This window comes from Acidovorax sp. 59, from assembly GCF_002754175.1.
GTDB lineage: Bacteria > Pseudomonadota > Gammaproteobacteria > Burkholderiales > Burkholderiaceae_C > Acidovorax > Acidovorax delafieldii.
In genome coordinates this window covers 2,226,269-2,249,525 of sequence record NZ_PEET01000001.1, presented here as the reverse complement: position 1 = coordinate 2,249,525, position 23,257 = coordinate 2,226,269, and the positions used below count along the sequence as shown (strand labels likewise).

Annotated in this window: 22 protein-coding genes; 8 read left to right on the top strand and 14 right to left on the bottom strand. The window is 66.2% G+C overall.

Annotated features, from left to right (window positions below; genetic code table 11):
- Positions 1 to 11: 11 nt before the first annotated feature.
- Both CLU87_RS10110 and CLU87_RS10105 read right to left on the bottom strand, forming a co-directional pair.
- The gene (locus CLU87_RS10110; protein WP_199170816.1) at positions 12 to 626 is read right to left on the bottom strand and encodes a chromate transporter; all 615 of its coding nucleotides are present in this window, start codon (positions 624 to 626) and stop codon (positions 12 to 14) included.
- Positions 623 to 1,219: a chromate transporter gene (locus CLU87_RS10105; RefSeq protein ID WP_099732119.1), complete on the bottom strand. Its 597-nt coding sequence runs from the start codon at positions 1,217 to 1,219 to the stop codon at positions 623 to 625. Before CLU87_RS10105 ends, CLU87_RS10110 begins: the two co-directional genes overlap by 4 nt.
- Before the next feature lie 256 nt (positions 1,220 to 1,475).
- Here CLU87_RS10105 and CLU87_RS10100 point away from each other — a divergent pair, with 256 nt between their 5' ends.
- Positions 1,476 to 2,321: a fumarylacetoacetate hydrolase family protein gene (locus CLU87_RS10100; RefSeq protein WP_056744619.1), complete on the top strand. Its 846-nt coding sequence runs from the start codon at positions 1,476 to 1,478 to the stop codon at positions 2,319 to 2,321.
- Positions 2,322 to 2,397: 76 nt separating this feature from the next.
- Here CLU87_RS10100 and CLU87_RS10095 read toward each other — a convergent pair whose 3' ends face one another.
- Positions 2,398 to 2,682 carry a DUF6150 family protein gene (locus CLU87_RS10095; RefSeq protein WP_099730372.1) on the bottom strand — a complete coding sequence of 95 codons (285 nt, stop codon included), beginning with the start codon at positions 2,680 to 2,682 and terminating at the stop codon, positions 2,398 to 2,400.
- Positions 2,683 to 2,919: 237 nt separating this feature from the next.
- Between CLU87_RS10095 and CLU87_RS10090 the strand changes: the two genes are divergently transcribed.
- Positions 2,920 to 3,627 (top strand): VIT family protein, encoded by a 708-nt coding sequence (locus CLU87_RS10090; protein ID WP_099730371.1) that lies wholly within the window; start codon positions 2,920 to 2,922, stop codon positions 3,625 to 3,627.
- A 137-nt stretch (positions 3,628 to 3,764) separates the two neighbouring features.
- Here the strand turns inward: CLU87_RS10090 and CLU87_RS10085 are convergent, their stop codons facing one another.
- The 3 genes from CLU87_RS10085 to CLU87_RS10075 all read right to left on the bottom strand — a co-directional run bounded on the left by CLU87_RS10085 (position 3,765) and on the right by CLU87_RS10075 (position 6,518).
- Entirely contained in the window at positions 3,765 to 5,141 is a 1,377-nt protein-coding gene (locus CLU87_RS10085; protein WP_099730370.1) for a type II toxin-antitoxin system HipA family toxin, read from the bottom strand.
- Between the two features lie 44 nt (positions 5,142 to 5,185).
- Positions 5,186 to 5,488 (bottom strand): helix-turn-helix transcriptional regulator, encoded by a 303-nt coding sequence (locus CLU87_RS10080; protein WP_099730369.1) that lies wholly within the window; start codon positions 5,486 to 5,488, stop codon positions 5,186 to 5,188.
- Between the two features lie 70 nt (positions 5,489 to 5,558).
- Positions 5,559 to 6,518 carry a LysR substrate-binding domain-containing protein gene (locus CLU87_RS10075; protein ID WP_099730368.1) on the bottom strand — a complete coding sequence of 320 codons (960 nt, stop codon included), beginning with the start codon at positions 6,516 to 6,518 and terminating at the stop codon, positions 5,559 to 5,561.
- Positions 6,519 to 6,611: 93 nt separating this feature from the next.
- Between CLU87_RS10075 and CLU87_RS10070 the strand changes: the two genes are divergently transcribed.
- From CLU87_RS10070 to CLU87_RS10055, 4 genes are read left to right on the top strand one after another with little or no spacing between them, the layout of a single operon-like run.
- The gene (locus CLU87_RS10070; RefSeq protein ID WP_099730367.1) at positions 6,612 to 7,976 is read left to right on the top strand and encodes a D-serine ammonia-lyase; all 1,365 of its coding nucleotides are present in this window, start codon (positions 6,612 to 6,614) and stop codon (positions 7,974 to 7,976) included.
- Between the two features lie 58 nt (positions 7,977 to 8,034).
- Positions 8,035 to 9,021: a tripartite tricarboxylate transporter substrate binding protein gene (locus tag CLU87_RS10065; protein WP_099730366.1), complete on the top strand. Its 987-nt coding sequence runs from the start codon at positions 8,035 to 8,037 to the stop codon at positions 9,019 to 9,021.
- 34 nt (positions 9,022 to 9,055) lie between these two features.
- Positions 9,056 to 10,618 (top strand): amidase, encoded by a 1,563-nt coding sequence (locus CLU87_RS10060; protein WP_099730365.1) that lies wholly within the window; start codon positions 9,056 to 9,058, stop codon positions 10,616 to 10,618.
- A 13-nt stretch (positions 10,619 to 10,631) separates the two neighbouring features.
- A complete protein-coding gene (locus CLU87_RS10055) occupies positions 10,632 to 11,777 on the top strand; it encodes an FAD-binding oxidoreductase (protein WP_099730364.1) in 1,146 nt (381 codons plus the stop codon).
- A 28-nt stretch (positions 11,778 to 11,805) separates the two neighbouring features.
- Here the strand turns inward: CLU87_RS10055 and CLU87_RS10050 are convergent, their stop codons facing one another.
- The 3 genes from CLU87_RS10050 to CLU87_RS10040 all read right to left on the bottom strand — a co-directional run bounded on the left by CLU87_RS10050 (position 11,806) and on the right by CLU87_RS10040 (position 14,285).
- Positions 11,806 to 12,021, bottom strand: coding sequence for a YjfB family protein (locus tag CLU87_RS10050; protein ID WP_056744641.1), 216 nt, complete (start codon positions 12,019 to 12,021; stop codon positions 11,806 to 11,808).
- 100 nt (positions 12,022 to 12,121) lie between these two features.
- Positions 12,122 to 13,537, bottom strand: coding sequence for a dihydrolipoyl dehydrogenase (locus CLU87_RS10045; protein ID WP_099730363.1), 1,416 nt, complete (start codon positions 13,535 to 13,537; stop codon positions 12,122 to 12,124).
- 154 nt (positions 13,538 to 13,691) lie between these two features.
- Positions 13,692 to 14,285 (bottom strand): YigZ family protein, encoded by a 594-nt coding sequence (locus CLU87_RS10040; protein WP_099730362.1) that lies wholly within the window; start codon positions 14,283 to 14,285, stop codon positions 13,692 to 13,694.
- A gap of 227 nt (positions 14,286 to 14,512) precedes the next feature.
- Between CLU87_RS10040 and CLU87_RS10035 the strand changes: the two genes are divergently transcribed.
- Complete coding sequence (locus CLU87_RS10035; protein WP_099730361.1) at positions 14,513 to 14,713, top strand: hypothetical protein; 201 nt, start codon at positions 14,513 to 14,515, stop codon at positions 14,711 to 14,713.
- Between the two features lie 41 nt (positions 14,714 to 14,754).
- On the opposite strand, the gene CLU87_RS10030 is transcribed toward CLU87_RS10035, so the two are convergent.
- Together CLU87_RS10030 and CLU87_RS10025 are read right to left on the bottom strand one after the other, a co-directional pair.
- Positions 14,755 to 15,300: a GNAT family N-acetyltransferase gene (locus tag CLU87_RS10030; RefSeq protein ID WP_099730360.1), complete on the bottom strand. Its 546-nt coding sequence runs from the start codon at positions 15,298 to 15,300 to the stop codon at positions 14,755 to 14,757.
- 63 nt (positions 15,301 to 15,363) lie between these two features.
- Positions 15,364 to 16,326, bottom strand: coding sequence for a bifunctional helix-turn-helix transcriptional regulator/GNAT family N-acetyltransferase (locus tag CLU87_RS10025; RefSeq protein WP_099730359.1), 963 nt, complete (start codon positions 16,324 to 16,326; stop codon positions 15,364 to 15,366).
- A 191-nt stretch (positions 16,327 to 16,517) separates the two neighbouring features.
- Between CLU87_RS10025 and CLU87_RS10020 the strand changes: the two genes are divergently transcribed.
- On the top strand, positions 16,518 to 18,932 hold the full coding sequence (locus CLU87_RS10020; RefSeq protein WP_099730358.1) for a YgiQ family radical SAM protein: 2,415 nt from the start codon (positions 16,518 to 16,520) through the stop codon (positions 18,930 to 18,932).
- A 188-nt stretch (positions 18,933 to 19,120) separates the two neighbouring features.
- Here CLU87_RS10020 and CLU87_RS10015 read toward each other — a convergent pair whose 3' ends face one another.
- The 3 genes from CLU87_RS10015 to CLU87_RS10005 all read right to left on the bottom strand — a co-directional run bounded on the left by CLU87_RS10015 (position 19,121) and on the right by CLU87_RS10005 (position 23,241).
- The gene (locus CLU87_RS10015; protein WP_233193757.1) at positions 19,121 to 21,553 is read right to left on the bottom strand and encodes an EAL domain-containing protein; all 2,433 of its coding nucleotides are present in this window, start codon (positions 21,551 to 21,553) and stop codon (positions 19,121 to 19,123) included.
- Positions 21,554 to 21,874: 321 nt separating this feature from the next.
- On the bottom strand, positions 21,875 to 22,336 hold the full coding sequence (locus CLU87_RS10010) for a hypothetical protein (protein WP_056065035.1): 462 nt from the start codon (positions 22,334 to 22,336) through the stop codon (positions 21,875 to 21,877).
- A 200-nt stretch (positions 22,337 to 22,536) separates the two neighbouring features.
- The gene (locus CLU87_RS10005; RefSeq protein ID WP_099730356.1) at positions 22,537 to 23,241 is read right to left on the bottom strand and encodes a cold shock and DUF1294 domain-containing protein; all 705 of its coding nucleotides are present in this window, start codon (positions 23,239 to 23,241) and stop codon (positions 22,537 to 22,539) included.
- Between the last annotated feature and the right edge of the window lie 16 nt (positions 23,242 to 23,257).

Below are 23,257 nucleotides of genomic sequence, written 5' to 3'. Positions count from 1 at the left end.
CTCCCAAACCGTCAGACCAGCCCCAGCGCACCCAGCAGTGCACCGGCGCCCAGCATCCACAGCAGGTGCAGCTTGGTGCGCCAGACCAGCACTGTGGCTGTGGCGGTCAGCAGCCACAGGGGCCAATCGGTGGTCCATTCGCCATGGGCGCGGGCCAGTACCCAGGACGTGGCGACCAGCAGGCCGATCACCACCGGGGCCATGCCTTGCTTGAAGGCGCGCACGCCGCGCCGCTCGCGGTTGCGGTGGCCCCAGCGTGTGGCCGTCCAGGTCAGCAGACTGCTGGGCAGCATCACGCCCAGCATGCACACCGCCATGCCCAGCGCGCCCAGCAGCCAGCCAGCCACACCGGGGCCGCCTGCGTTGATGCCCACGTTCCAGCCCAGCAGGGCGATGAACAGCACATTGGGGCCCGGTGCGGCCTGGGCGATGGCGATGGAGGCGTTGAACTGCGGGTCGGTCAGCCACGCCTGGCGTTCGACCAGAAAGCGGTGCATGTCGGGCGCGGTGGCAATGGCGCCACCCACCGCCAGCAGCGACAGCGACAGGTAGTACAGGAACAGGTTGAACCAGTCGCCGATGCTCAGGGCCATCAGCGGCGCGGTGAGGGGGGCGGTGCTGCTCATGGTGCGAGCTTTCTCCAGGTCAGCAGGCAGGCGGCCCCGCCGATCACCGGCAGGATCCAGAACAGCGGCCAGCGCAGCCAGGCCATGGCCACGATGGTCAGCGCCGTGATGGCCAGGCACAGGGGGCGGCCGAGCGGATGGTTGCGGATGGAGACAAACAGCTTGATACCCACCCCGGCAATCAGGCCTGCCGCCACGGCCCCCATGCCACGCAACGCGCCTGCCACGGCCGGTTGGGCAGAGAACTGCGCATACACCACCGCCAGCGCCAGCACCAGCATCAGCGGAAACGTCAGCATGCCCGCCAGCGCTGCAAACGCGCCGCGCAGGCCAAAGTAGCGGTCCCCGATCATGATGCTGAGGTTGACCACGTTGGGGCCCGGCATGATCTGCGCCACGGCCCAGTCTTCGACAAACTCCTCGTTCGTCATCCAGCGTTTTTTCTCCACCAGTTCGCGCTGCACGACCGCCAGAACACCGCCAAAACCCTGCAGCGCCAGCCAGGTGAAGGACCAGAACAGATCGGTCGGGTTGCGGGGCTGCGGGCGCGCAGGCGTTTCGGTGGGGGGGGGCGAGGCGGTGGCGGGTGCCATGGGTGCAAGATTCAGTGAAAAGTGGCTGATGCGCCGGTAATTCATGCCTTGATAGCTATCATTGTGATAGCTGTTCGGTGATGCGGCGGCCCCCGTGATGTTACGCGCGCATGAGGCGGTGCGCTGGCGTCGGGGCGTCGTCATCGGGCAAGCCCGGGGCGGCCATTGGTGCACGCGCGCAAGACGGTGTGCCGCTATGCTGCCGGGTGGTACGCCCCCCGGGCCCTGGATTCATCCATAGAGACAAGGACACCCCATGAAACTCATTCGATACGGCCAGCCTGGTGCAGAACGCCCCGGTCTGGTGGACGCCCAAGGCACGCTGCGCGACCTGTCCATGCTGTTGCCTGATATCGGCCCCGCGCAGCTCAGCCCGCGCGCCCTGTCGGCGCTGGCAGCCATTGACGCGCGCCGCCTGCCTGCCGTCTATGGCTCGCCCCGCCTGGGCAGTCCAGTGGGCGGTGTGGGCAAGATCGTGTGCGTGGGCCTCAACTATGCCGACCACGCCAAGGAGGCAGGCATGCAGCCGCCCGCCGAGCCGGTGCTGTTCATGAAGGCCGTGACCGCGCTGAGCGGCCCCAACGATGATGTGCGGATACCGCCTGGCGCCACCAAGACCGACTGGGAGGTGGAGCTGGGCATCGTTATCGGCACCCGCGCCCGTCATGTGTCCGAGGCCGACGCGCTGGCCCATGTCGCCGGTTATGTGCTGGCCAACGATGTGTCCGAGCGCGCCTGGCAGTTGGAGCGTGGCGGGCAGTGGGACAAGGGCAAGAGCTACGACACCTTCGCGCCCATCGGCCCCTGGCTGGTGACGGCCGATGAGGTGGCCGACCCCCACGCCATCGACCTGTGGCTGGAGGTGAATGGCCAACGTGTGCAAAACGGCAGCACTCGCAATTTCATTTTTGGCGTGCCCACCGTGGTGTCGTACATCAGCCAGTTCATGACCCTGGAGCCGGGCGACCTTATCCTGACCGGCACGCCTGCAGGCGTGGGCCTGGGGCAAAAGCCCGCGCCGTGGTTCCTTAAGCCCGGTGATGTGGTGCGTCTGGGCGCCACGGGGCTGGGCGAGCAGCTGCAGAAGTACGTGGGTGGGTGAGGCAGGCTGAGACCAGCAGGGGCGTAGTGTGGTCACGCACACCCGAGGGGCTTTGTGACAGGCCCATCGGGCTTCGTCAGGCCAGCTTGCCCTTGAGCGCATGCCCCTGGGTGCGCCAGCCCGCTTGGTCTGCATGGGCCACCTTGAAGACCTTGAGGTCCGCCTGGCCCTCGCGCTTGACCTTGAAAATTTTGAAGCTGGCCTGGTTCTCGTAGTTCACGAAGAACCACGACGCATCGCCTGTGGCCTGTGTGGCGTAGGCGACCTCGTGCCAGCACAGGTCGGCCTGGCTCTCGTAGGCCACTTCGCACACGCGTGCATCGGCCTGGTTCTCGTATTTCACTTCCAGAATTTTGGCCACAGGCGTCCTTCGGGTTGTTGGTCTGCTAGCGCTGGGAGCCTGCAAACGGCAGCCCTTTGCAGGTTTCAGCCGAGAGGTGGGCGGCAGCGCGGCCCACCAAGATAATCCAAAACCGCTGGCATCGTGTTGGCGGCGGTGCAAGAGGATGTAAGAGCCCGCTGCGGCCACCTGTTGGTTTGGCTTGTCGGGAGTGTGCATGTATGGTGCTGGCTTGTACCTTTGACTTTGGAAGCCCCCATGCCCCATACCGCGCGCCGTGCTCATACCGAGGGCCACCGCTCTGACCGCATTGGCTGGCTACGCGCCGCTGTGTTGGGAGCCAATGACGGCATCGTCTCCACCGCCAGCCTGGTGGTGGGCGTGGCGGCAGCGCAATCGAGCCAGTCCACCATCGTGGTGACGGCGGTCGCTGGGCTGGTGGCGGGCGCCATGTCGATGGCGGCGGGCGAATATGTGTCGGTGCATTCGCAGGCCGACACCGAAAAGGCAGACCTTGACCGCGAGCGCGCGGAGCTGGCCACAGACCCCGCGGCCGAGGCGCGCGAACTGACCGCCATCTACGTCGGCCGGGGCCTGACCCCCGAGCTGGCCCAGCAGGTGTCGGCGCAGCTGATGGCGCACGACGCGCTGGGCGCACACGCGCGGGACGAGTTGAATGTGTCCCCGGCGCTGGCCGCCCGTCCGGTGCAAGCGGCCCTTACATCAGCCGCCAGCTTTGCGATAGGGGCAGCCCTGCCGCTGGCTGTTGCCGTAGTGGCGCCCGCCAGCAGCCTGCTGTATGCGGTGGCGGGCTCGGCGCTGGTCTTTTTGGCCCTGCTGGGGGCTGTGGCAGCGCGCACAGGTGGCGCAAGCATGGCCGTGGGGGCCTGGCGCGTGACCTTCTGGGGGGCCCTGGCCATGGCCATCACGGCGGGGGTGGGGGCGTGGTTTGGGGCGCCAGTGTGAAGACTGCCAGCGCGCCCGCCAAACCACGGGCTGAGCGTGCATCCTATGAGGTGCTGGAGACGAAAATTTGAATCTGAACGGCCTGTCGTGCTAGTGAAATATGCGCTAAATGCTATTAAAAGCAGAGCATTTTGACGTCAATTCATGGCGCTGCGGCTGGCGATCTGCCCCAGCACCGTCGCCCCCGTCAGCCGTTGCTGCACGGTGGCCTGCACGGCCGGTGGTGCATCACGCAGCAATGTGGGCCAGTCGGCCTGCGCCTGTTTCACCACATCCCGCAGCAGCGCCAGGTGCCGGGGCACGCGCAGCAGCCCGGCCGATTTCATCAGGCCTTCCATGTCATCCCAGGTCAGCGCCCGCAGGGTTTTGTCGATGGCGCGGTTCACGGCGTAATGCTGGTCTGGCACGCCATCAAAAAACGCGGCCACGCACACCGGGTCATACAGCGGGGCCAGTTGGGGCACGCGGCCATCGGGGTAGATCAGGGCCCAGTTTTTGAGGTGGGCGTCGGTGTTGCCCATCAGGATGAAGGCCACCATGCGCGCCAGAAACTCGCGCGTGTCCTGCACGGGTTGGCGGCTCAGGCGGTTGAGCACGCGCAGCATGGTGGCCCAGTCGTGCAATACCCCCTTGCCGTGCGACTTGCCGTATTTTTGGCGGGGCGTGTAGCCCAGCACCTGGTTGAACTCCTCCATGTGCACACGGGCGCCGCCGGGCAGGTGGTCAAAGCGCTGCACGGCCAGGATGTCGTTGAAGGGAACGGTGTCGGGCAGGTCGGCCTCGGCGCGGGTGATGACTTGCACATCGGCGCAATGCAGGCCCAGCGCCTTGCACAGCTGGTAGCCGGTGTACTCGTTGGCCACCAGGTCCGGGTGCGCGGTGGTGGGCAGCTTCAAAATCACGCTGCCCGCCGCGCCCTGGCGGTGCACGGTGTAGCGTCGGCCGTCCTGCACCGCGCTGAACTTGGTCACCACGCCGGGCAGCGAGGCTGCGTCTTCCACCGGGAACTCCACAAACCCCGGCTCCAGCACATCGAGCCCCTGTGTGGTGTGCCAGTAGCGCACCACGTCCGGGATGCCGTCTTGCGCGGGCACGGGCTCCACCTCCAGCGCGCCCATCAGGTCATGGCCTGCAGCGGCCAGCAGCTCGAACTCGTCGTCGGGGCTGCAGCCGCGCTCGCGCGCCAGCCGCTCGCGGTTGTGGCCTTCGGGCAGCAGGTTCTGGAAGTACACGGGCCAGCGTCCATCGGTGCGCACCAGCCGCGCATCGCGTGCTGATGCCAGGATCTGCTGCGTGGCGGCCTCGTCCGCGCCCTGGTAGCTGAGCGACAGGGTGGGGCGCTGCGGGTTGCGGATGTAGCTCTCGTCAAACGACACACGCAGGATGTCGCCGTATTGCGAGAGGTAGCCGATGGCCTCACGACGACTTGCTGTCGTACCTGGCTCGCCCGCGCTGCCATCCGCCTGCGGGGGGCGGTGCAGGTACAGGCGCAGGTAACGGATGGAGGTGCTCATGGGGCTTGGGCCGGGCAGTGCGGTAGGGTGGTGCGTCGTCAGGGTCAGCGGCGCAGGCTCTCCACCACCGAGGGCGGCGCATCCACCCCCTCGGGCTGGCCCAGAAACTTGCCACCGGCCTGAATGAATGCCTCCAGGCTGGGCCGCAGGCTGCTGGGTACGGCAATGATGTCCATGCCCAGCACCCGAGCCATTTCGGCCAGGGTGGAATAGCGGGGGTCCAGGTCGCCGCCTTCGGTGCGCTGCACCGTCATGCGGGAGAGACCCGCACTTTCGGCCAACTGGGCCTGGGTCATCTGGTGGGCTTTGCGGGCGGCGGCGAGGGTGGGGATGAGATCGTTTGGCATGATGATATTTATACTCTTTTTTTTGGGTAAAGAGTATATAAATATACAAAATGTCGCCGCCATGCTCGGTTTAAAGCGAAGCCAACGGAGGCAATACCTCGCTGCGCTCTGTGCAAAACCGCTGCGCCTCCTCCAGCAGCCACTCTTTCACCAGCTCCATTGCCGGGCTAGGGTGTGTGGTGGTCACAAACGAATAGGCCGCGCGCGATGTCACGCTGCGCCCCAGCAGCGGCACAAGGCGCCCGGCCTTCACATCCTGCAGCACCAGCGCGGCGCGGCCCATGGCAATGCCCTGGCCGGCCAGCGCTGCGCCGAGGGCCAGTTGCGACAGGTTGAACTGCTGGCCGCCCGCCCAGGGCGGTGGCGTGGCGCCCCTCTGCGCAAACCAGTGCTGCCACTCCTCGTAAGTGTCTGCGCCGTCCCAGGCGCTGCTGTCGTGCAGCAGCCAGTCGCCGTGCAGGTCTTGCGGCTGGGTGATGGGCGGGTGGCGGGCCAGGAACTCGGGGCTGGCCACGGGGATGAGCCATTCGTCGAGGAACACGGTGGCGTTCAGGTCGCGGTAGCCGCCCAGGTCAAAGCGCACGGCGGCTTCCACGCCGTCGCGCACCATGCGGGTGCGGTCCAGCGTGTGGAACTCGCCAAACACGCGCAGCCCGGTGTGGGGGTGCTGGCGAAAGAAGTCGCCCAGCCGGGGGGTGAGCCAGCTCATGGCAAACGAGGGCGAGCAGCTCAGCGTGGCGGTGGCGGCCTCTGCGGGCTGGCGCATCTGGGCCAGGGTGCTTTCGATGGCGTCAAAGCTCTCGCGCAGCACCACGGCCAGCCATTTGCCCTCGGGTGTGGGCACCAAGGCGCGCGGCGTGCGCAGGAACAGCGGGCGGCGCAGCCAGTCTTCGAGCTGCTTGACCTGCTGGCTCACGGCGCCCTGGGTGATGCACAGCTCGGCCGCCGCCTTGGTAAAGCTGCCGTGGCGGGCGGCTGCATCAAAACTGCGCAGCCAGGCGAGCAGGGAGGGGGAGAGGCGAATATCCATTATTAATACTAATGATGCGCTCAATATAAATGGTTTGTGACGGAGGCGTGACCGGCGAAAAATGGGGGCAAGACTTTTCGAGATGAACGCGCCATGACGATTGCCGAACCCCAACCTGCCATCGATGCCTTGCTGGCCACTCGCCTGCGCAACGCCGAGCCCGCCCTGTGGACCAACCCGGCGCGGCAGGCACAGCCCGCCGCCGCGCTGCATGCACTGGGCAGGACCATTAGTCTGGATGATACGCACGCAGCGGCTGCCCGCCTGGCACGTTTTGCTGGGCTGCTGGCGCAGGTGTTCCCCGAGCTCGCCGCCAACGGGGGCGTCGTGGAGTCGCCCCTGCTGCCTGCTGCGGCGCTGGCGCCCGCACTGGGCATGGCCGACGCGCAAGGCCGCCTGTTCATCAAGGCCGACCACAGCCTGCCCGTGGCGGGCTCCATCAAGGCGCGCGGCGGCATGCACGAGGTGCTGGAGTTTGCCGAGGGGCTGGCGCTGCAGCATGGTTTGGTAGAGCCCGGGGGCGACTACCGAGCGCTGGCGACGCCGCAGGCGCGCGAGCTGCTGGGTCGTTACCAAGTGGCGGTGGGTTCTACCGGCAACCTGGGCATGAGCATTGGTGTGGTGGCGTCTGCCCTGGGTTTTCAGGCCACGGTGCACATGTCGGCCGATGCCAAGGAATGGAAGAAAGACCGCCTGCGCCAGCGTGGCGTGCAGGTGGTGGAACACGCGGGCGACTACGAACGCGCCGTGGCCGCAGGCCGTGCCGAGGCGGCCAGCAACCCGCAGTGCCACTTTGTAGACGACGAGCAATCGTTCTCGCTGCTGCTGGGCTACAGCGCAGCGGCGCTGCACCTGCAAAAGCAACTGGCCGAGCAGGGCGTGGCGGTGGATGCCGAGCACCCGCTCATCGTGTACCTGCCCTGCGGTGTGGGCGGTGCGCCTGCAGGCATCACCTTTGGCCTGCGGCAGGTGCTGGGGCCGCATGTGCACTGCTTTTTTGCCGAGCCGGTGCAGTCGCCGTGCTTCATGGTGCAAATGATGGCCGATGCAACGCAAGGTGTGGGGCAGCACCCTTCGGTCTACGACTGGGGCCTGACCAACCGCACCGAGGCCGATGGCCTGGCGGTGCCGCGCGCGTCGCTGTTGGCGGCCGAACTGATGCGTCCGCTGCTGTCGGGCGTGTTCACTGTGGCCGACGACACCCTGTTTGCACACTTAGTGCGGGTGCTGGACGCCTTGGGCGAGCGCATCGAGCCCTCGGCTGCCGCAGGCTTCAGCGGCCCGGCGATGTTGACGGGTACCACGGCAGGGCAGGCCTGGCTGCGCAGCACGGGCATTGAGGCCGTGTTGCACCAGGCCACCCACCTGGTGTGGACCACGGGCGGCCTGCTGGTGCCCGATGCGCAGTACCAGGGCTTTGTGCAGCGCGGGCGGGCCGTGCTGGCTGCGCAGGCCTGATGGCCCGCCACCTTCTTTCCTCTTTTTTTCTTTTCACTTTTTTATCTGGAGCCACGCCATGAACCGCAAGCAACTGCTTTTGTCTGCCGTCCTCTGTGCCGCCCTGGGGGCCACTGGGTGGACTCCGGCCATGGCACAGGACGCTGCGTTCCCCACCAAGCCGATCACGCTGGTGATTCCGTTCCCGCCCGGTGGCGCCACCGATGTGCTGGGGCGGCTGATTGGCAAGAAGCTGGGTGACAAGCTGGGCCAGAGCGTGGTGATCGACAACCGCGCAGGGGCGGGCACGGTGATCGGTGCGACGTCGGTGGCGCGGGCGGCGCCGGATGGCTACACGCTGCTCATGAGTTCGGGCACCACCTTCACCGTCAACCCCGCCGTGCGCGCCAAGCTGCCGTACGACCCGGTCAAGAGCTTTGAGCCCATTGGCATCACGGGCCGCACGGGGTTGATTCTGCTCGCCAACAAGGATGTGCCTGCCAACGACCTGAAGCAGTTTGTGGCCCTGGTGAAGGCGGCGCCCGACAGGTATTCGTATGGCTCGTTCGGCACGGGCACCACCTCGCAGTTTGCAGGCGAGATGTTCTTCCACGCGGCGGGCCTGAAGATCCAGCATGTGCCCTACAAGGGCAGTGCACCTGCGATGACCGACCTGCTCGGCGGGCAGATCCCGTTCACGGTGGACACCGTGTCGGCCGCGCTGCCGCAGCTCAAGGACGGCAAGATCAAGGCCATTGCGGTGACCTCTGGCAAACGCTCGGCCCTGCTGCCCAAGGTGCCTACGCTGGCGGAGAGTGGCTACCCCGGCCTGGAGATGGACACCTGGCTGGCCATGGTGGCGCCCCGTGGCCTGCCGCCGGCCGTGAAGTCCCGCCTGGAGCTGGCGCTGGCCCAGGTGGTGTCGGACCCCGAAACGCGTGACAAGATGATCGCGGTGGGGTTCGAGCCGTCCTATGCTTCGTCCAAGGTGTTGGCCGAGCTGATCGACAAGGAGCTGCCGCTGATGCGCGCCATTGCACAGCGCGCAGCCATCACCGCAGACTGAACCCGTGTGACCAGAACAAGGAGACAAGCCCGAGATGACCACAACAAGCGCCCAAGCCCTGGTTGAGCTGACCGCCAACGAACTGCTCCATCACATCGGCACGCGTGAGATTTCGCCGGTGGAGCTGCTCGACGCCTGCATCGCCCGCATCGAGGCGGTGAACCCGCATGTGAATGCCGTCACCGCCACCTGCTACGACCGCGCCCGCACCGAGGCCAAAGCGGCCGAGCAAGCCGTGCTGCGCGGCGAACCGCTGGGCCTGCTACACGGCCTGCCCATGGGCGTGAAAGACCTGGAGGCCACGGCGGGCTTGCTGACCACCTATGGCTCGCAGATCTACCGCGAACACATTCCGGCAGAGGACAACGTGCTGGTGGCGCGCCTGCGCGCGGCGGGTGCCATCGTCACGGGCAAAACCAACATCCCCGAAATGGGGGCGGGCGCTAATTCGCGCAACACCGTGTGGGGCGCCACGGGCAATCCGTTCAACCCCAACCTGAATGCCGGGGGCTCGTCGGGCGGCTCGGCCGCTGCGCTTGCGTGTGACATGCTGCCGGTGTGTACGGGCTCGGACACGGGCGGGTCGTTGCGCATTCCGGCATCCATTTGTGGTGTGGTGGGCTTCCGACCCTCGCCCGGCGTGGTGCCCAGCTCGCGAAAGCTGCTGGGCTGGACGCCGATTTCGGTGGTCGGCCCCATGGGCCGCACGGTGGAAGATGCCTGCCTGCAGCTGGCGGCATCGGCCGGCATGTCGGCGGGCGACCCGCTGAGCTACCCGCTGGACCCGATGAGCTTTCTGTTACCCGAAACCGTGGACCTGAGCCGCCTGCGCGTGGCTTATACCGAGGACTTTGGTGCCTGCGCTGTGGACAACGGTATCCGCGCCGTGTTCCGCCGCAAGGTACAGGCCATGAAGCACCTGTTTGCGCGTTGCGACGCCATCGACATCGACCTGGGCGATGTGCACCGCTGCTTTGACGTGCTGCGCGCTGAAGCCTTTGTGGCCAGCACGCGCGAGGCCTACGAGCGCGACCCCGCCACCCTGGGCCCCAACACCCGCGCCAACTACGAAATGGGCGCCGCCATGACGCTGCTTGACAGCGCCTGGGCGCAGGCCGAGCAGACGCGGATCCTGGCGCGGTTCCAGAAGCTGTACGAAGAGTTCGACGTGATCCTGGCGCCCACCACGCCGGTGTCGCCGTTTGCGTGGACCGAGCTGTTTGCCAGCCATATCAACGGCGAGCCGCAGGCCAACTACTACCGATGGCTGGCGTTGACTTATGTGACCACGCTCACCACCCACCCGGCGCTGAGCTTGCCGTGTGGGCTGGACGACGTCGGGATGCCGTTTGGCCTGCAGATCGTGGGGCGCTTCCGTGCCGACCGCCACACGCTGGGCGTGGGGCATGCGCTGGAGCAGGCGTTCAAGGGCATTGCTGGGCTGGCACGGCCCCGGCCCGACATCGCCAAGCTGATGCAAACCAATGCCGAACCCGCGCTGACCTCCATCGTGACCGTGGCACCCGACCCCCGCGACGCCCGCAGCCTGCCGCGTGACGACCGTGCGGCATCGGCCGCACAGGTGTCGGCCGTTTGAGCAGGAGGAGCAGATGCAAACCGTAGACACCATCGTCATCGGCGCAGGCATTGCCGGGGCCTCCGTGGCCTGGCAACTGGTGCAGCCCGGCGCCGCAGGGCAGGGCGCCAGCGTGCTGCTGCTGGAGCGCGAATCGCAGCCCGGCTATCACACCACCGGCCGCTCGGCCGCGCTGTACATGGCGACCTATGGCACGCCCAACATCCAGGCGCTGACGCGGGCGAGCCGCGCGTTTTACGACGCGCCGCCGGCGGAGTTTGGCGCTGACCCCATCCTCTCACCCCGGGGCGTGGTCTATGTGGCCGGGCCGGACCAGCTGGACCTGCTCAAGCAGACCTACGACGAAGCGCACGCCACCTCGCCCAATGTGCAATGGGTGGACAAGGCTGAGCTGCTGGCGATGCTGCCCTGCCTCAAACCCGAGGCTGTGGCAGCCGGCATGAGCGAGCCCGAGGCGGCCGACATTGATGTGAACGCCCTGCACCAGGGCTACCTACGTGGCCTGCGCCAGCGCGGCGGCCAGGTGCTGACGAACGCCGAGGTCATGGTTGTGCGCCGCGAAGGCACTGTGTGGCAGGTGACGCTGGCCGATGGGCGGGTGTTTGCCACCCCCACCATCGTCAACGCAGCGGGTGCCTGGGCCGATGTGGTGGCGGGCCTGGCGGGTGTGCCGCCCATCGGGCTGGAGCCACGCCGCCGCACGGCGTTCACCTTTCCGGTGCCCGAGGGCATGGACGCCACCCACTGGCCTGCGGTGATCGGCATCGACGAAAGCTTTTACTTCAAGCCCGACGCGGGGCAACTGCTGGGCTCACCGGCCAACGCGGATCCCACGCACCCGCACGATGTGGTGCCCGAGGAGCTCGACGTGGCCACCGGGATCTATCACATCGAGGAAATGACCCGGTTCCAGATCCGCCGCCCATCGCACACCTGGGCCGGGCTGCGCTCCTTCGTGTCGGATGGCGACATGGTGATCGGCTGGGACAACCACGTGCCCGGCTTCTTCTGGCTGGCCGGGCAGGGCGGATATGGGATTCAGAGCGCGGCGGGCGCCTCGTTGCTGGCGCGGCAACTGTTGCGGGGCGAGCCGCTGGCCGAGGAGCTGGTGCGCGAGGGCGTGGGGGTGGAAGGGCTGTCGCCTGCGCGGTTGCGCTGAGGTGCCCAGAAGGGAGGGGCTCAGGCTCTCAGGCGAAGGTGTTGACGTTGGTGCCCAGCGTGCCGCTGGTGGCCAGCTGGGGCTGGGGCATGGACTGCTGCATGGCGTCGATCATGGTGGCGGCCGATACGGCCTGCATGTCCAGCGCCTTTTTCAGCACCACCATGTTCAAGGCGTCAGACGTCTTGGCGCTGGCCAGGTTGGTAGCGGTGTTGACGATGCTGTTGGTCAGGGCGACGTCCATGGTGACTCCTCGGGGTAATGGTGGGTTATCGGCGCGGCAGAACGCGGCTTGAGCGTTGTTACATGGTCAGCGGTCGTGAACCTGCCCTGTAGTGCTCCGCCTAGTCCAGCGCGGGTACCCCAAGGGCTGGGCAGGCGGCCAGGTCGGAGGCGTGGGTGTGTGGCAGCTGGCGGGCTGCGTCGCGCAAGGCGGTGCGCAGGCCTTCTTCCAGCGTGGGGTGATAGAAGGGCATGCCCAAGAGGTCGTGCACTGTCAGTTGCTGCTGCACGGCCAAGGCCAGCAGGTGCGCCAGGTGCTCGCCGTCAGGGGTGCACAGCTCGGCGCCCAGCAGGCGACCACTGGCATGGTCCGCATAGACGCACAGGCGTCCATGGTTGCGCTGGGCGGTGCGGGCACGGCCCTGGTTTGTGTAGCTGGCGGTGCCGGTGACGGTACTGTGCGCGTCCATGTCGGCCACGCGCGGTCCCACCACGGCCACGTTGGGGTCGGCGAACACGATGGACAGCAAGGTGCGGCGTCGAAAGCGCGTGGGATTGGGGGCCAGGGCGTTCAGGCCTGCAATATGGCCTTCATCGGCCGCCTCGTGCAACAACGGGGTGTGGGTGTTGGCGTCACCCGCCAGAAACACCGGCAAATTGCCAATTTGCTGGGTTTGTGGGTCTACGGTGGGCAGGCCGCGCGCATCCAGCGGTACGCCCAGTGTCTCCAGGCCAAGGTGCTCAATGTTGGGCACCCGGCCCATGGCAGCGATGACCTGGTCCACTACCACGCGGTTGGCGCCGCTGGCGACTTCAATGCCTCCAGGCACTTCGCGCAGCTGCGCCTCGGCGCCCATGTGCAGCACCATGTCCTGCTTGAGCAGGGCCGCCAGCTCGGCATTCAGCGTTGGGTCGCTCAAGCCAGCCAGCGTGTGGCCAGTGGTGAACGCAGCCACCTGCAGGCCCAACCGCGCGAGCGCTTGGGATAGCTCCACTCCAATCGGGCCCATGCCGATCACTGCGATGCGGGGGCCTAGGGTTGGTTGTTCGAACAAGGTGTCGGTGGTGAGCATGCGGTCGCCAAACGCCAGCCATGCTTCGGGCAGACGGGGGCGTGATCCCGTGGCGATGATGATGCTGCGCGTGGCGTAAGCCGTGCCATCAATGTCCACCGAACGCGGCCCCAGCAGCGTGGTGCGCCCTGACACCTGGTTGCTGCCCAGTTCATTGGTGGCTTTGAGGGCGCCCGCCACGAAGTCGTCGCGCAGTGCGCGCACGCGCTGGAGCACGGAAGGCAGGTCCGCGGTCAATGCACTGGCGCCCCGAAGGCCAAATGCTTCAAAGGTGTGGCGACGGTGGAAAGCGTTGGCCGCCTCGATCAGCGCTTTGGACGGCATGCAGCCCACGCGGGCGCAGGTAGTGCCCCAGGGGCCTTCATTGACGATGAGGTAGCGGTCGGTGCGCTTGCGCACTTCACGCAGGGCGGCCAGGCCCGCCGTGCCTGCGCCAATGATGATGGTGTCGAGCGGTTGGGCCATGGGACTTTCTCGGAATCTGAAGAACCGGAGTGTGACGCGCGAGCCGCCGCAACGTTGTAGGCGCACAGGCCGTTTCAGTGAGGCCGATGAGGGCGCTTGCGCGCATGTGAAAACCGAGCTGGTTGCCCTTTGGGGGCTGGGTCTCGGCGTCCGGTCAGGCCTCGGGGTCCGTCCAGCCCACTCGGCCTTGCCCGTGGTCGTTGATGCGTTGGACAAAAGGGGCGGCTTGCGTCTGGGGCAGGCGCAGCTGCAAGGTGACCAGCGTGCCATGCTGCACGTCCACCAATTCGGCGCCAGCAGCTTCAATTTCGCGGCGCAGCAGGCCTTCCAGGGCATAGGGCACCTGGCACTGCAGCAGGGCCATGCGCTGCAGCGTGACCTTGGGGGCCGTCAGCAGTGCCTGGGCAATTGTGTCGGTGTAGGCGCGCACCAGGCCGCCCGCGCCCAGCTTGACGCCGCCAAAGTAGCGCACCACCGTGGCCAGCACGCCTTCCAGGTCCTGGTGGCGCAAAACGTCCAGCATAGGGCGGCCGGCGGTGCCGCCGGGCTCTCCGTCGTCCACCGCAGCCGACTGTCCGCCCGCCAGTAGCGCCCAGCAGATATGGGCTGCGCCAGGGTGCTGCTTCCACAGCGCATCCACTGCCGCCTGCGCGCTGGCCCGGTCGGCCATGGGCTGCACGCAGCCGATGAAGCGGCTTTTCTTGATGATGAGTTCGCTGTGCGCCGGGGCAGCCAGAGTCTGGGGCATGGGGCAGCGAGTGTACGGCGAGCGCTTTGGGGTGCCAGCAGGGAGCCGTGTGTGACGGAAGTCACAGCCCGGACCCTGAAGGGTGTGGATCGGCACAAATCGCGTTGGGAATGTGCGTTCTGTCACACATGCCATGGGCGTGCGTTCCTACACTGCGGACTTGTTGCTGTGGCCTACGCTGTTGCTACGCATTTGAAAGCACCCGGGCCATCAGAAAAGGAACCGCCATGTTTGCCACTTCGCTCTCTGCACCTTTGCCTACCTCCCTCACTGGTCATCTGTTTGGCCGTTTCATCTCTCCCTCGGTCTCCCAGGCATCGGGTGCCAGCACGGTGGCATCGACCGGCGCGATGCCAAACGCAATGGAAGAGCACGACGACGAGATGCCGGACCTGGCGCAGCGCGTGCGGGAAATCGGTGAGTGGTGATACGGCGTGCTGCGTGACGTGACAAGCCACGCAGCGTCCCTTCAGCCGGTGTTGCCCATGCAACCGTCTGCTGCGCCCAGGTCGCATGCCATGACCACGCTGGTGTAGTTGGTCAAAGGGCGCCAGTCGCACTCGCCGACCACCCGGTAACCCCAGGATTCATACATCGCTATCAAGGCCGTGGCCGGTTGCGCAGTGTCCAGCGCCATCACCCGGGCGCCCGCTCGGCGGGCATAGTCCAGGGCATAGGCGTGCAGCTGTTTGCCGTAACCCTGGCCTTTGGTGTCAGGGGTGATGCAGAACTGGCACAAAGACCACACCGAAGGGTCGCGGTACAGCGGCACTGAGGATTCGGGTTGCGGCGGTCGCAGCGTGACAGTGCCCACATAGTCTTCGCCGTCCAGCATCACCAACCCCGTGCCTGAAGCAAACCGCTTCGCCGTATCTTCCACAGACTGGTGGGTGCCCCAGTAGCGCAGACCCCGCAGCGCGTGGGGTGCATAGGCGCAGTGGATGAGGGTGGTCAGGCGTGCGAGGTCATCGTCGGCCGTGACCGGGCGAATCAAAAGCGAATCGGACAAAGTCATCGAGATACTCCGTGGCCTCGCGTTGAAGGCCGCTGGTCGGTCAGCGGGTCGTGTTGCCTCATTTCAAAGCTTTAGCTCCCAGGTCTCTCCCACCAATTGCTGACCAAAGCCTTCGTAGGGCTCGGTCTTGACCAGCCGAAAACCGCGCTGACCGTAGATGCCACGCGCAGCTGTGAGGCAGCTGTTGGTCCATAGAACCATCTTTTTGTAACCTTTTGCACGCGCAAAGGCAATGCATTCGTCGGTGAGGCGGGCGCCCAGGCCGAGGCCCCTGGCTTTGGGGCTGAGGATGAGCATGCGCAGCTGCGCCGTGGTGGCAGATTTGCGCACCACAAACACCGAGCCCACGCGCTCTCCGTCCAGCTCGGCGATCCAGGCCTTCTCCCACGCGGGCTGGAACTTGCGCAGAAACTGCGCCGCGATGTCTGCTACCAAGGCCTCAAACCGGTTGTCCCAGCCGTACTCGCGCCAATAGATCTCGCCATGCTGCTGCACTACCCAGCCCATGTCGCCGGGCAAAGGGTCGCGCAGGACGGCGATTCGGGTGCCATCCGCAGCGTTGGAGGGGGAGGACAGCAGGGTTTCGATCCGTTCCATGGCCTCCACGACCTCCTGGCGCCGAGCCGGGGGCAAGGGCGCGAGCAGTGCTGCAGCTTCGTCGCGCGAACGCTGCTGCAGCGGCTCGAACGCCTCGCGTCCAGCAGCGGTGAGCGTGACCAAGCTTTGCCGCGCGTCCTTGGCGTTGGCATGCCGTTCTATCCACCCGGCCTGCTCAAAACGCCGCAATATCCTGCTCATGTACCCGCCGTCCAGTCCCAGTTCCCGCGCGAGTTCGCTGGCCACAGGGGCCTCGCGATGGGCCAGCTCGTAGAGCACGCGCACGTCGGTCAGCGATAGCTTGCTGCCCAGGTACGGGTCCAGCACGCCAATGCGGCGGGTGATGAAGCGGTTGAACCGGCGCACGGCTTTCACCGCACTCGCAGGCACCGGGACGGACTCGGGAAGGGTAGAGGTGTTGTTGCTCATGAATGCCCATGTCAGTTAATTAATTGACAAAAGCAAGTATATGCCTGACGGCCATCAAGCCTGTAACAGTGAGGGGCAAGGGCTGCCAAGGCGACAAAAACCGTCCGCCAACGTAAAATCACGGGTTATCCACCACAGACGCGCCCCACGAAGGCCCCCATCGCACCGGGGGCGGCCGCGACCCCCTTTGCATGAACGCCCCCGTTGACGTCTCCTTTTTTGCGCGCGCCGCAAAGCCCTTGACCAGCTACCGTCCGTACTGGGCCAAGCGCTTTGGCACGGCACCGTTCCTGCCGATGAGCCGCGCCGAGATGGAGAAACTGGGCTGGGACAGCTGCGACATCATCCTGGTGACGGGCGACGCGTATGTGGACCACCCGAGCTTTGGCATGGCCGTGATCGGTCGCACGCTGGAGGCGCAGGGCTTTCGCGTGGGCATCATCGCCCAGCCCGATTGGCAGAGCGCCGAGCCCTTCAAAGCGCTGGGCAAGCCCAACCTGTTCTGGGGCGTGACGGCGGGCAACATGGATTCGATGATCAACCGGTACACCGCCGACCGGAAGATCCGCAGCGATGACGCCTACACCCCCGGCGACGTGGGCGGCAAGCGACCCGATCGTGCGGCCATCGTCTACAGCCAGCGCTGCCGCGAGGCCTACAAGGACGTGCCCATCATCCTGGGCGGCATTGAAGGCAGCCTGCGTCGCATTGCGCATTACGACTACTGGAGCGACAAGGTGCGCCGCTCCATCGTGGTGGACAGCAAGTGCGATCTGCTGCTGTACGGGAACGCCGAGCGTGCGTTGGTGGAGGTGGCCCACCGCATCGCAGCGCGTGAACCGGTGGAGCAGATCACCGATGTGCGCGGCACGGCCTTTGTGCGCCGGCCGGACGACGAGAGCGGCAAGGGTTGGTTCGAGATCGACTCCACCACGGTGGACGAGCCCGGCCGCCTAGAGGCGCACATCAACCCGTACATGACCACCAGCGAGCAGGCTGCGGCCCAAGGCAGCACCTGCAGCAAAGAAGATGGAAGTGCTACTGATTCTGTAGCGGGCACCGCAAATAACACCAGCGCTACCGGCCAAAACAGCCCCAATCCTGCCATTCAGCCGATCCAGTTCGTTGCCAATCCGGCGCTCAAGGCCAAGCTCAAGGTCCCCCCACGCGAGAAGAGCGTGATCCGCCTGCCCAGCTACGAGCAGGTCAAAAGCGACCCCGTGCTCTACGCTCACGCCAATCGCGTGCTGCACCTGGAGACCAACCCTGGCAACGCGCGTGCACTGGTGCAGGCCCATGGCGAGGGTGTGACGGCGCGTGACGTGTGGATCAACCCGCCCCCCATCCCGCTGACCACGGCCGAGATGGACTACGTGTTCGACCTGCCTTACGCGCGTGGCCCGCACCCCAGCTACGCCGACGAAAACGGCAGCCATGACGGCGCGACCAAGATCCCCGCGTGGGAGATGATCCGGTTCTCCATCAACATCATGCGTGGTTGCTTTGGCGGCTGCACCTTTTGCTCCATCACCGAGCACGAGGGCCGCATCATCCAGAGCCGATCGGAGGATTCGATCATCCAGGAGATCGAGGACATCCGCGACAAGGTCAAGGGCTTCACAGGCACCATCAGCGACCTGGGTGGCCCCACGGCCAACATGTACCGTCTGGGCTGCCGCAGCCCCGAGATCGAGGCCGCCTGCCGCAAGCCCAGCTGCGTGTACCCCGGCATCTGCCAGAACCTCACCACCGACCACGGCCCGCTGATCAAGATCTACCGCCGTGGCCGCGCGCTCAAGGGCATCAAGAAGATCCTCATCGGATCGGGCCTGCGCTATGACCTAGCGGTTAAGTCGCCCGAGTACGTGAAGGAGCTGGTACAGCACCACGTGGGGGGCTACCTCAAGATCGCGCCCGAGCACACCGAGCAGGGCCCGCTCACCAAGATGATGAAGCCGGGCATCGGCAGCTATGACAAGTTCAAGCAGATGTTCGAGAAGTTCAGCGAAGAGGCGGGCAAGAAGCAGTTCCTGATCCCGTACTTCATCGCCGCGCACCCGGGCACCAGTGACGAGGACATGATGAACCTCGCCATCTGGCTGAAAAAGAACGGCTTCCGCGCCGACCAGGTGCAGACCTTCTACCCCAGCCCCATGGCCACGGCCACGGCCATGTACCACTCGGGCCGCAACACGCTGACCCGCGTGCGCCGCGAAATGCGCGATGTGGATGAAGAGTCTGTGGACATCGTGCGCGGCGAAAAGCGCCGCCGTCTGCACAAGGCCTTCCTGCGCTACCACGACCCGAACAACTGGCCGCTGCTGCGCGAGGCGCTCAAGGGCATGGGCCGGGCGGACCTGATCGGTAACGGCAAGCACCACCTGATTCCGACCTTCCAGCCGCTTACCGACGGTGGTTACCAGAGCGCGCGGCGCAAGAACTCGACCCCGACAGGGGCCAAGCCCGCCGTGGCACCTGCGTCGCGCACGGTGCAGCAGCCCACCAAGGGGCGCATCCTGACCCAGCACACGGGCCTGCCACCGCGCGTAACCGGGGGCGCGGCCAAGCCAGCTGCGGGCGGCAAACCGTTCAAGAAAGCGCGATAGTCCGCTGCCTGCTTGCCTGCTTGCCTGCTTGCCTGCTTGCCTGCTTGCCTGCTTGCCTGCTCGCGTGGCGGGGCGGGCAGGGCGTCCATCTGCCCATTGCATCTGCAGGCTGAAACGGGGGGCTGGCATGCCGCGCCAACGGCATCGGTGGGGTGGCGGGACTCAGGCGCGCCAGGCCCGCGCGGTGGTCAGGCGGTCGTGTAGTCCCTCGCCAGGCATTCCGACAGCGGCACGGGCTTTGCCACCGCATAGCCTTGGGCGTAGTTCACGCCGATGAGTCGCAACGCATCCACGGTGGCTTCGGACTCGGCGAACTCGGCAATCGTCTGCTTGCCCATCACGTGGCCAATGCGGTGGATCATTTCCACCATGGCACGGTTGGTGGGGTCTTGCAGAAGGTCCTTCACGAAAGCGCCGTCGATCTTGAGGTAGTTCACCGGCAGGTGCTTGAGGTAGGTGAAGGACGACATGCCCGCGCCGAAGTCATCGAGCGCGAACCTGCAGCCCAGTTGCTGCAGCTCCTTCATCAGGCGCACCGCGTTGGGCAGGTGCGATATCGCGCTGGTCTCGGTGATCTCGAAGCACAGCAGCGCGGGGTCCAGCCCGGATTCGGTGAGCGTGGTACGGATGTACTTGAGCAGGCTGTCATCCCCCAGGCTGGTGCCCGAGAGGTTGATGGCGCAGGTGTGTAGCGGCTGGGCGCCCGGGGTGCGCTGGTGCTGCGCCAGCGCCTGCAGTGTGTGGCGGATCACCCAGCGGTCGATGGACGGCATCATCCCGTAGTGCTCGGCGGCCGGGATGAAGGTGCCGGGCGCCACCAGCTGGCCGTTTTCCTCCTCCCGCAGGCGCAGCAGCACCTCCATGTGCAGGCCTTCATCACCGGTGCCTTGCAGCGCGCGGATGGTCTGCGCATACAGCTGGAAACGGTTGTGCTCCAGCGCCAGGCGCAGGCGCCGCACCCAGTCCATGTCGCCTTCGCGCCGGGTCATCTCGATGTCTTCGGGCTGGTAGATGAACACCCTGTTGCGCCCGCCTTCCTTGGCGCGGTAGCAGGCCATGTCGGCCACGCGCATGGCCTCCTGGATGGAGGTGAGCGCTGGGATGAGCTGCACCATGCCGATGGAGAGGCCCGTGCTGAGCTGCTGGCCTTCCCAGGCCAGGCGCAGGTCCTGGCCAGCCTGGCGCAATTGCTCTGCAATGCGCGCCGAGGGGCCAACGGGGCAGTCCTTGAGCAGGATGCCGAATTCGTCGCCGCCCAGCCGTGCCAGCGTGTCGCCTTCGCGCAGGTGGCTTTGCAGCATGCGACAGACCTCCCGCAGCATCTCGTCGCCGGCCTGGTGGCCGCAGGTGTCGTTGATGAGCTTGAACTGGTCCATGTCCACGTAGAGCAGCGAGCCCTCACGGCCCGGCTGGCGCGGGTGGCTGAGCAGGGCTTCAAGCCGGTGCTCGAACTCGCGCCGGTTCACCAGGCCCGTCAGCGCATCATGGCTGGCCTGCCACGAAAGCTGCTCTACATAGTGCTGCTCGCGCGTGACGTCGTGCAGCGCCAGCACCGCCCCGGTCAGCACACCCCGGTGCCGGATGGGAGAGCCCACCAGCCTCACTGGAACGATGCTCTGGTCCGGTCGCACCAGCGTACGGTGGATGTTGCCCTTGGCGGCACCATCGCTGCGCAGCAGCGTCTGCACCAGGGCGTCGGCCGACAGGGGTGGTGCATCACCTTCGAAGACCAGCAACTGCGCCAGAGGTTGCCCGGTGGCCTGGGCGGCCGAGCGGGCCAGCAAGGTTTCTGCGGCAGGGTTCATGTAGGTGACCTCGCCGTGGATGTTGGTCGTCAACACGGCATCGCCAATGGCGGCCAGCGTGGTGCGCGCCTGTTCCCGCTCGACCTCCAGGGCGCGCTCCGCGTTCTGGCGCTGGGCCAGCAACTTGTGCGTGTGCCACAGGGTCAGAAGAATCAGCACCAGGGCCATGCCCATGTTGGTCCACATCAGCAGGAGCACGATGTGGCGCGAGCTTTCGCCCAGGGCCTCGCTGAAGTTCCGGGCCGCCGGGGTCACGCCCGCGTTGATCTCGCGGATGGTGTTCTGCCACCGTTCGCGCGTGGGGGCGTCCGCCGTGCCGGCGGTGTTGCGCTGGTGGATCTCGTGCGACAGCTCGCGCAGCGCACGGATGTACTCGTCGCCCACCAGCCATTGGTCTACCGGCTTCTTCACCAGATCAAAGCCGTCAAAGTAGCGCAACAGCCAGATCAGGCCGTCAATGTCATCGGGGTGGTTACCACCGCGCAGAAAGCCGTCACGCGCCACATCCGTCTGCACCTGGCCTGGCTCCAGGGCCAGCCGGGCCGCCCGGTCGCCCAGCGGGATCTCCATGGCGCGGGTGAACCCTTCAAAGGCCTGGGGGGAGCCGGTGATGGCGTACTGGTTGAGAAAATAGATGGCGTCCTTCTGACCTTTGGTCCATAGGCTTTCGCCAGCGACGAAGGCACGCACCGTGGACAAGACATACAGGCTGGCCGTGGCGCACACTGCCAGCAGCAACACTATGGTGATGAAAGGCCAGGTCACCCGCAACGTCAACGGCACAGGCCTTCGCTCGACCGGCTGCAATACATCCATGGATGGCTCCCTCGCCTCGTGCCAAGCTGCTTGCGCCAGTGATGCCTGGTGGCCCCATCCGGCGCGCCCTCATCAGTGTGTCCGCATGCTCCATCAATGCCTGCGGTCCAGGGTTGTCCTGGAACGGGTGGCTGATTCGGCGGTGCGGTGCTTCCGGCCCACTATATAGAGATCAACTTGCCAGCGCATGCAAAGTTTGGCAACCCCTTGTGCCTGCGGGGAATGGCCGCCATGCCGATGCGCACCCGCACCTGAACCTGCGCGCGGCGGGCCATCGCTGGCTCCGCCCAGGTGTTGCCAGGCCTGGCAGAAGCCGGCGTTTTACGGCGCCGCAGCGTGGGTGCCCACCAGCACGGACTGCGGGCCATCGTCTGCGGGCTGCGAGATCAGGTCTTCGATGATGAAGGTGCGGTAATAGAACGCCGTGACCGCGCCTTCGGGGGCAATGGCTGCCACCAGCGTGTCGGTGTCGTCTTTGTCGTTCACTGCAATCAGAATTCCGTGGTGGCCGGAGCCCGCCAGGTCGGCAATGCGCCGCACCATGTCGCCTTCGGCGCCCACAGATGGCAGCGGCGCATCTGCAGTGCCCAGGGTGTGCACAATTTCTTGCAGGATGACTTCGGGGCTGGCATAGGCGACATCGCCCTGATGGCCTGCTGCCTGCAATGCGAGTGCGGCCTGGCGCGCGCAGTCCTCGTCGGGGAACAGCGCAAACACCTGGCCGGTGGGGTAGAAAACGCCGCCCATGGTGGTCATGGTGGAATCAAGGACGAGGGGTTTCATGGGCATCTCCTGAGGTGTTTCAGACCTTTGGGATTGAAACCGGGCCTCCCGGCGCGCTGTGTAGGCCGGCGGGCCATCCGTGCGTCAGCCCGCTTTGCGTTGCAGGGGGCTGGGTCACAAGAATATGTGCCAAAAGCGCTTGATGCGCTAGTGCTTCATGGGTTGATTGCTATCAATTTGTAAGTTTTTGACCGCATCTGCTAGCCCAGCCATCCGCCCAGCCAGGCCCCCAGCGCCGCGCAATGCAGCACCACCGTCGCCCAATACACCGCGCGAAACTCCGCCTTGCGGGATTTGTGCCGCAGCCACTGCTGGGCCCACCATGCGCCGGGCCAGCCGCCCGCAAGGCTCAGCAGGTGCAGGTGGCTTTCCTTGGTGCGCCACCGGCCGTTTTGCGCGGCGCTTTTGTCGATGGCGTAGACCAGAAAGGTCAGGAGATTGACGGCGACCGCCGCGCCCAGCACCCACCACGGCAGCCGGCCTGCCCAGAGGCCCCAGGCCAGCAGCCCCGCCCAGCCGAGCATGAGTAGCCGTATCAGCGCCGAGCCGGTGGGAGTGGTCGGTTCGATGGCCGTCACAGGGCGCCTGCGCCTAGGTGCTTGAGGTTGCCCCGCCCGTTGCACCGGCGCGCGCCGCGTGGGGTGCGCAGGGGGCGGCTGCGTCGGTGCCGTGCTGCGGGGCTGGAACGCGCCACCCGCGTGTGCAGTGGGCAACACTGCCATGGCCCGGGGCCCTTTTCCGCCGACATGAATCTCCTCGTACACCACGGCGAGCCCTTCGCGGGGCGGGGTGGTACCCCGGTAGTCCCGCACATGAAAGAACACATCGGCGGACGTGTCAGGGCTGCGGATAAAGCCGAAGGCGCGGCTGGCGTCCCAGCGGACGACGGTGCCTTGTTTCTGCATCGGTCAGGAAGTGCTT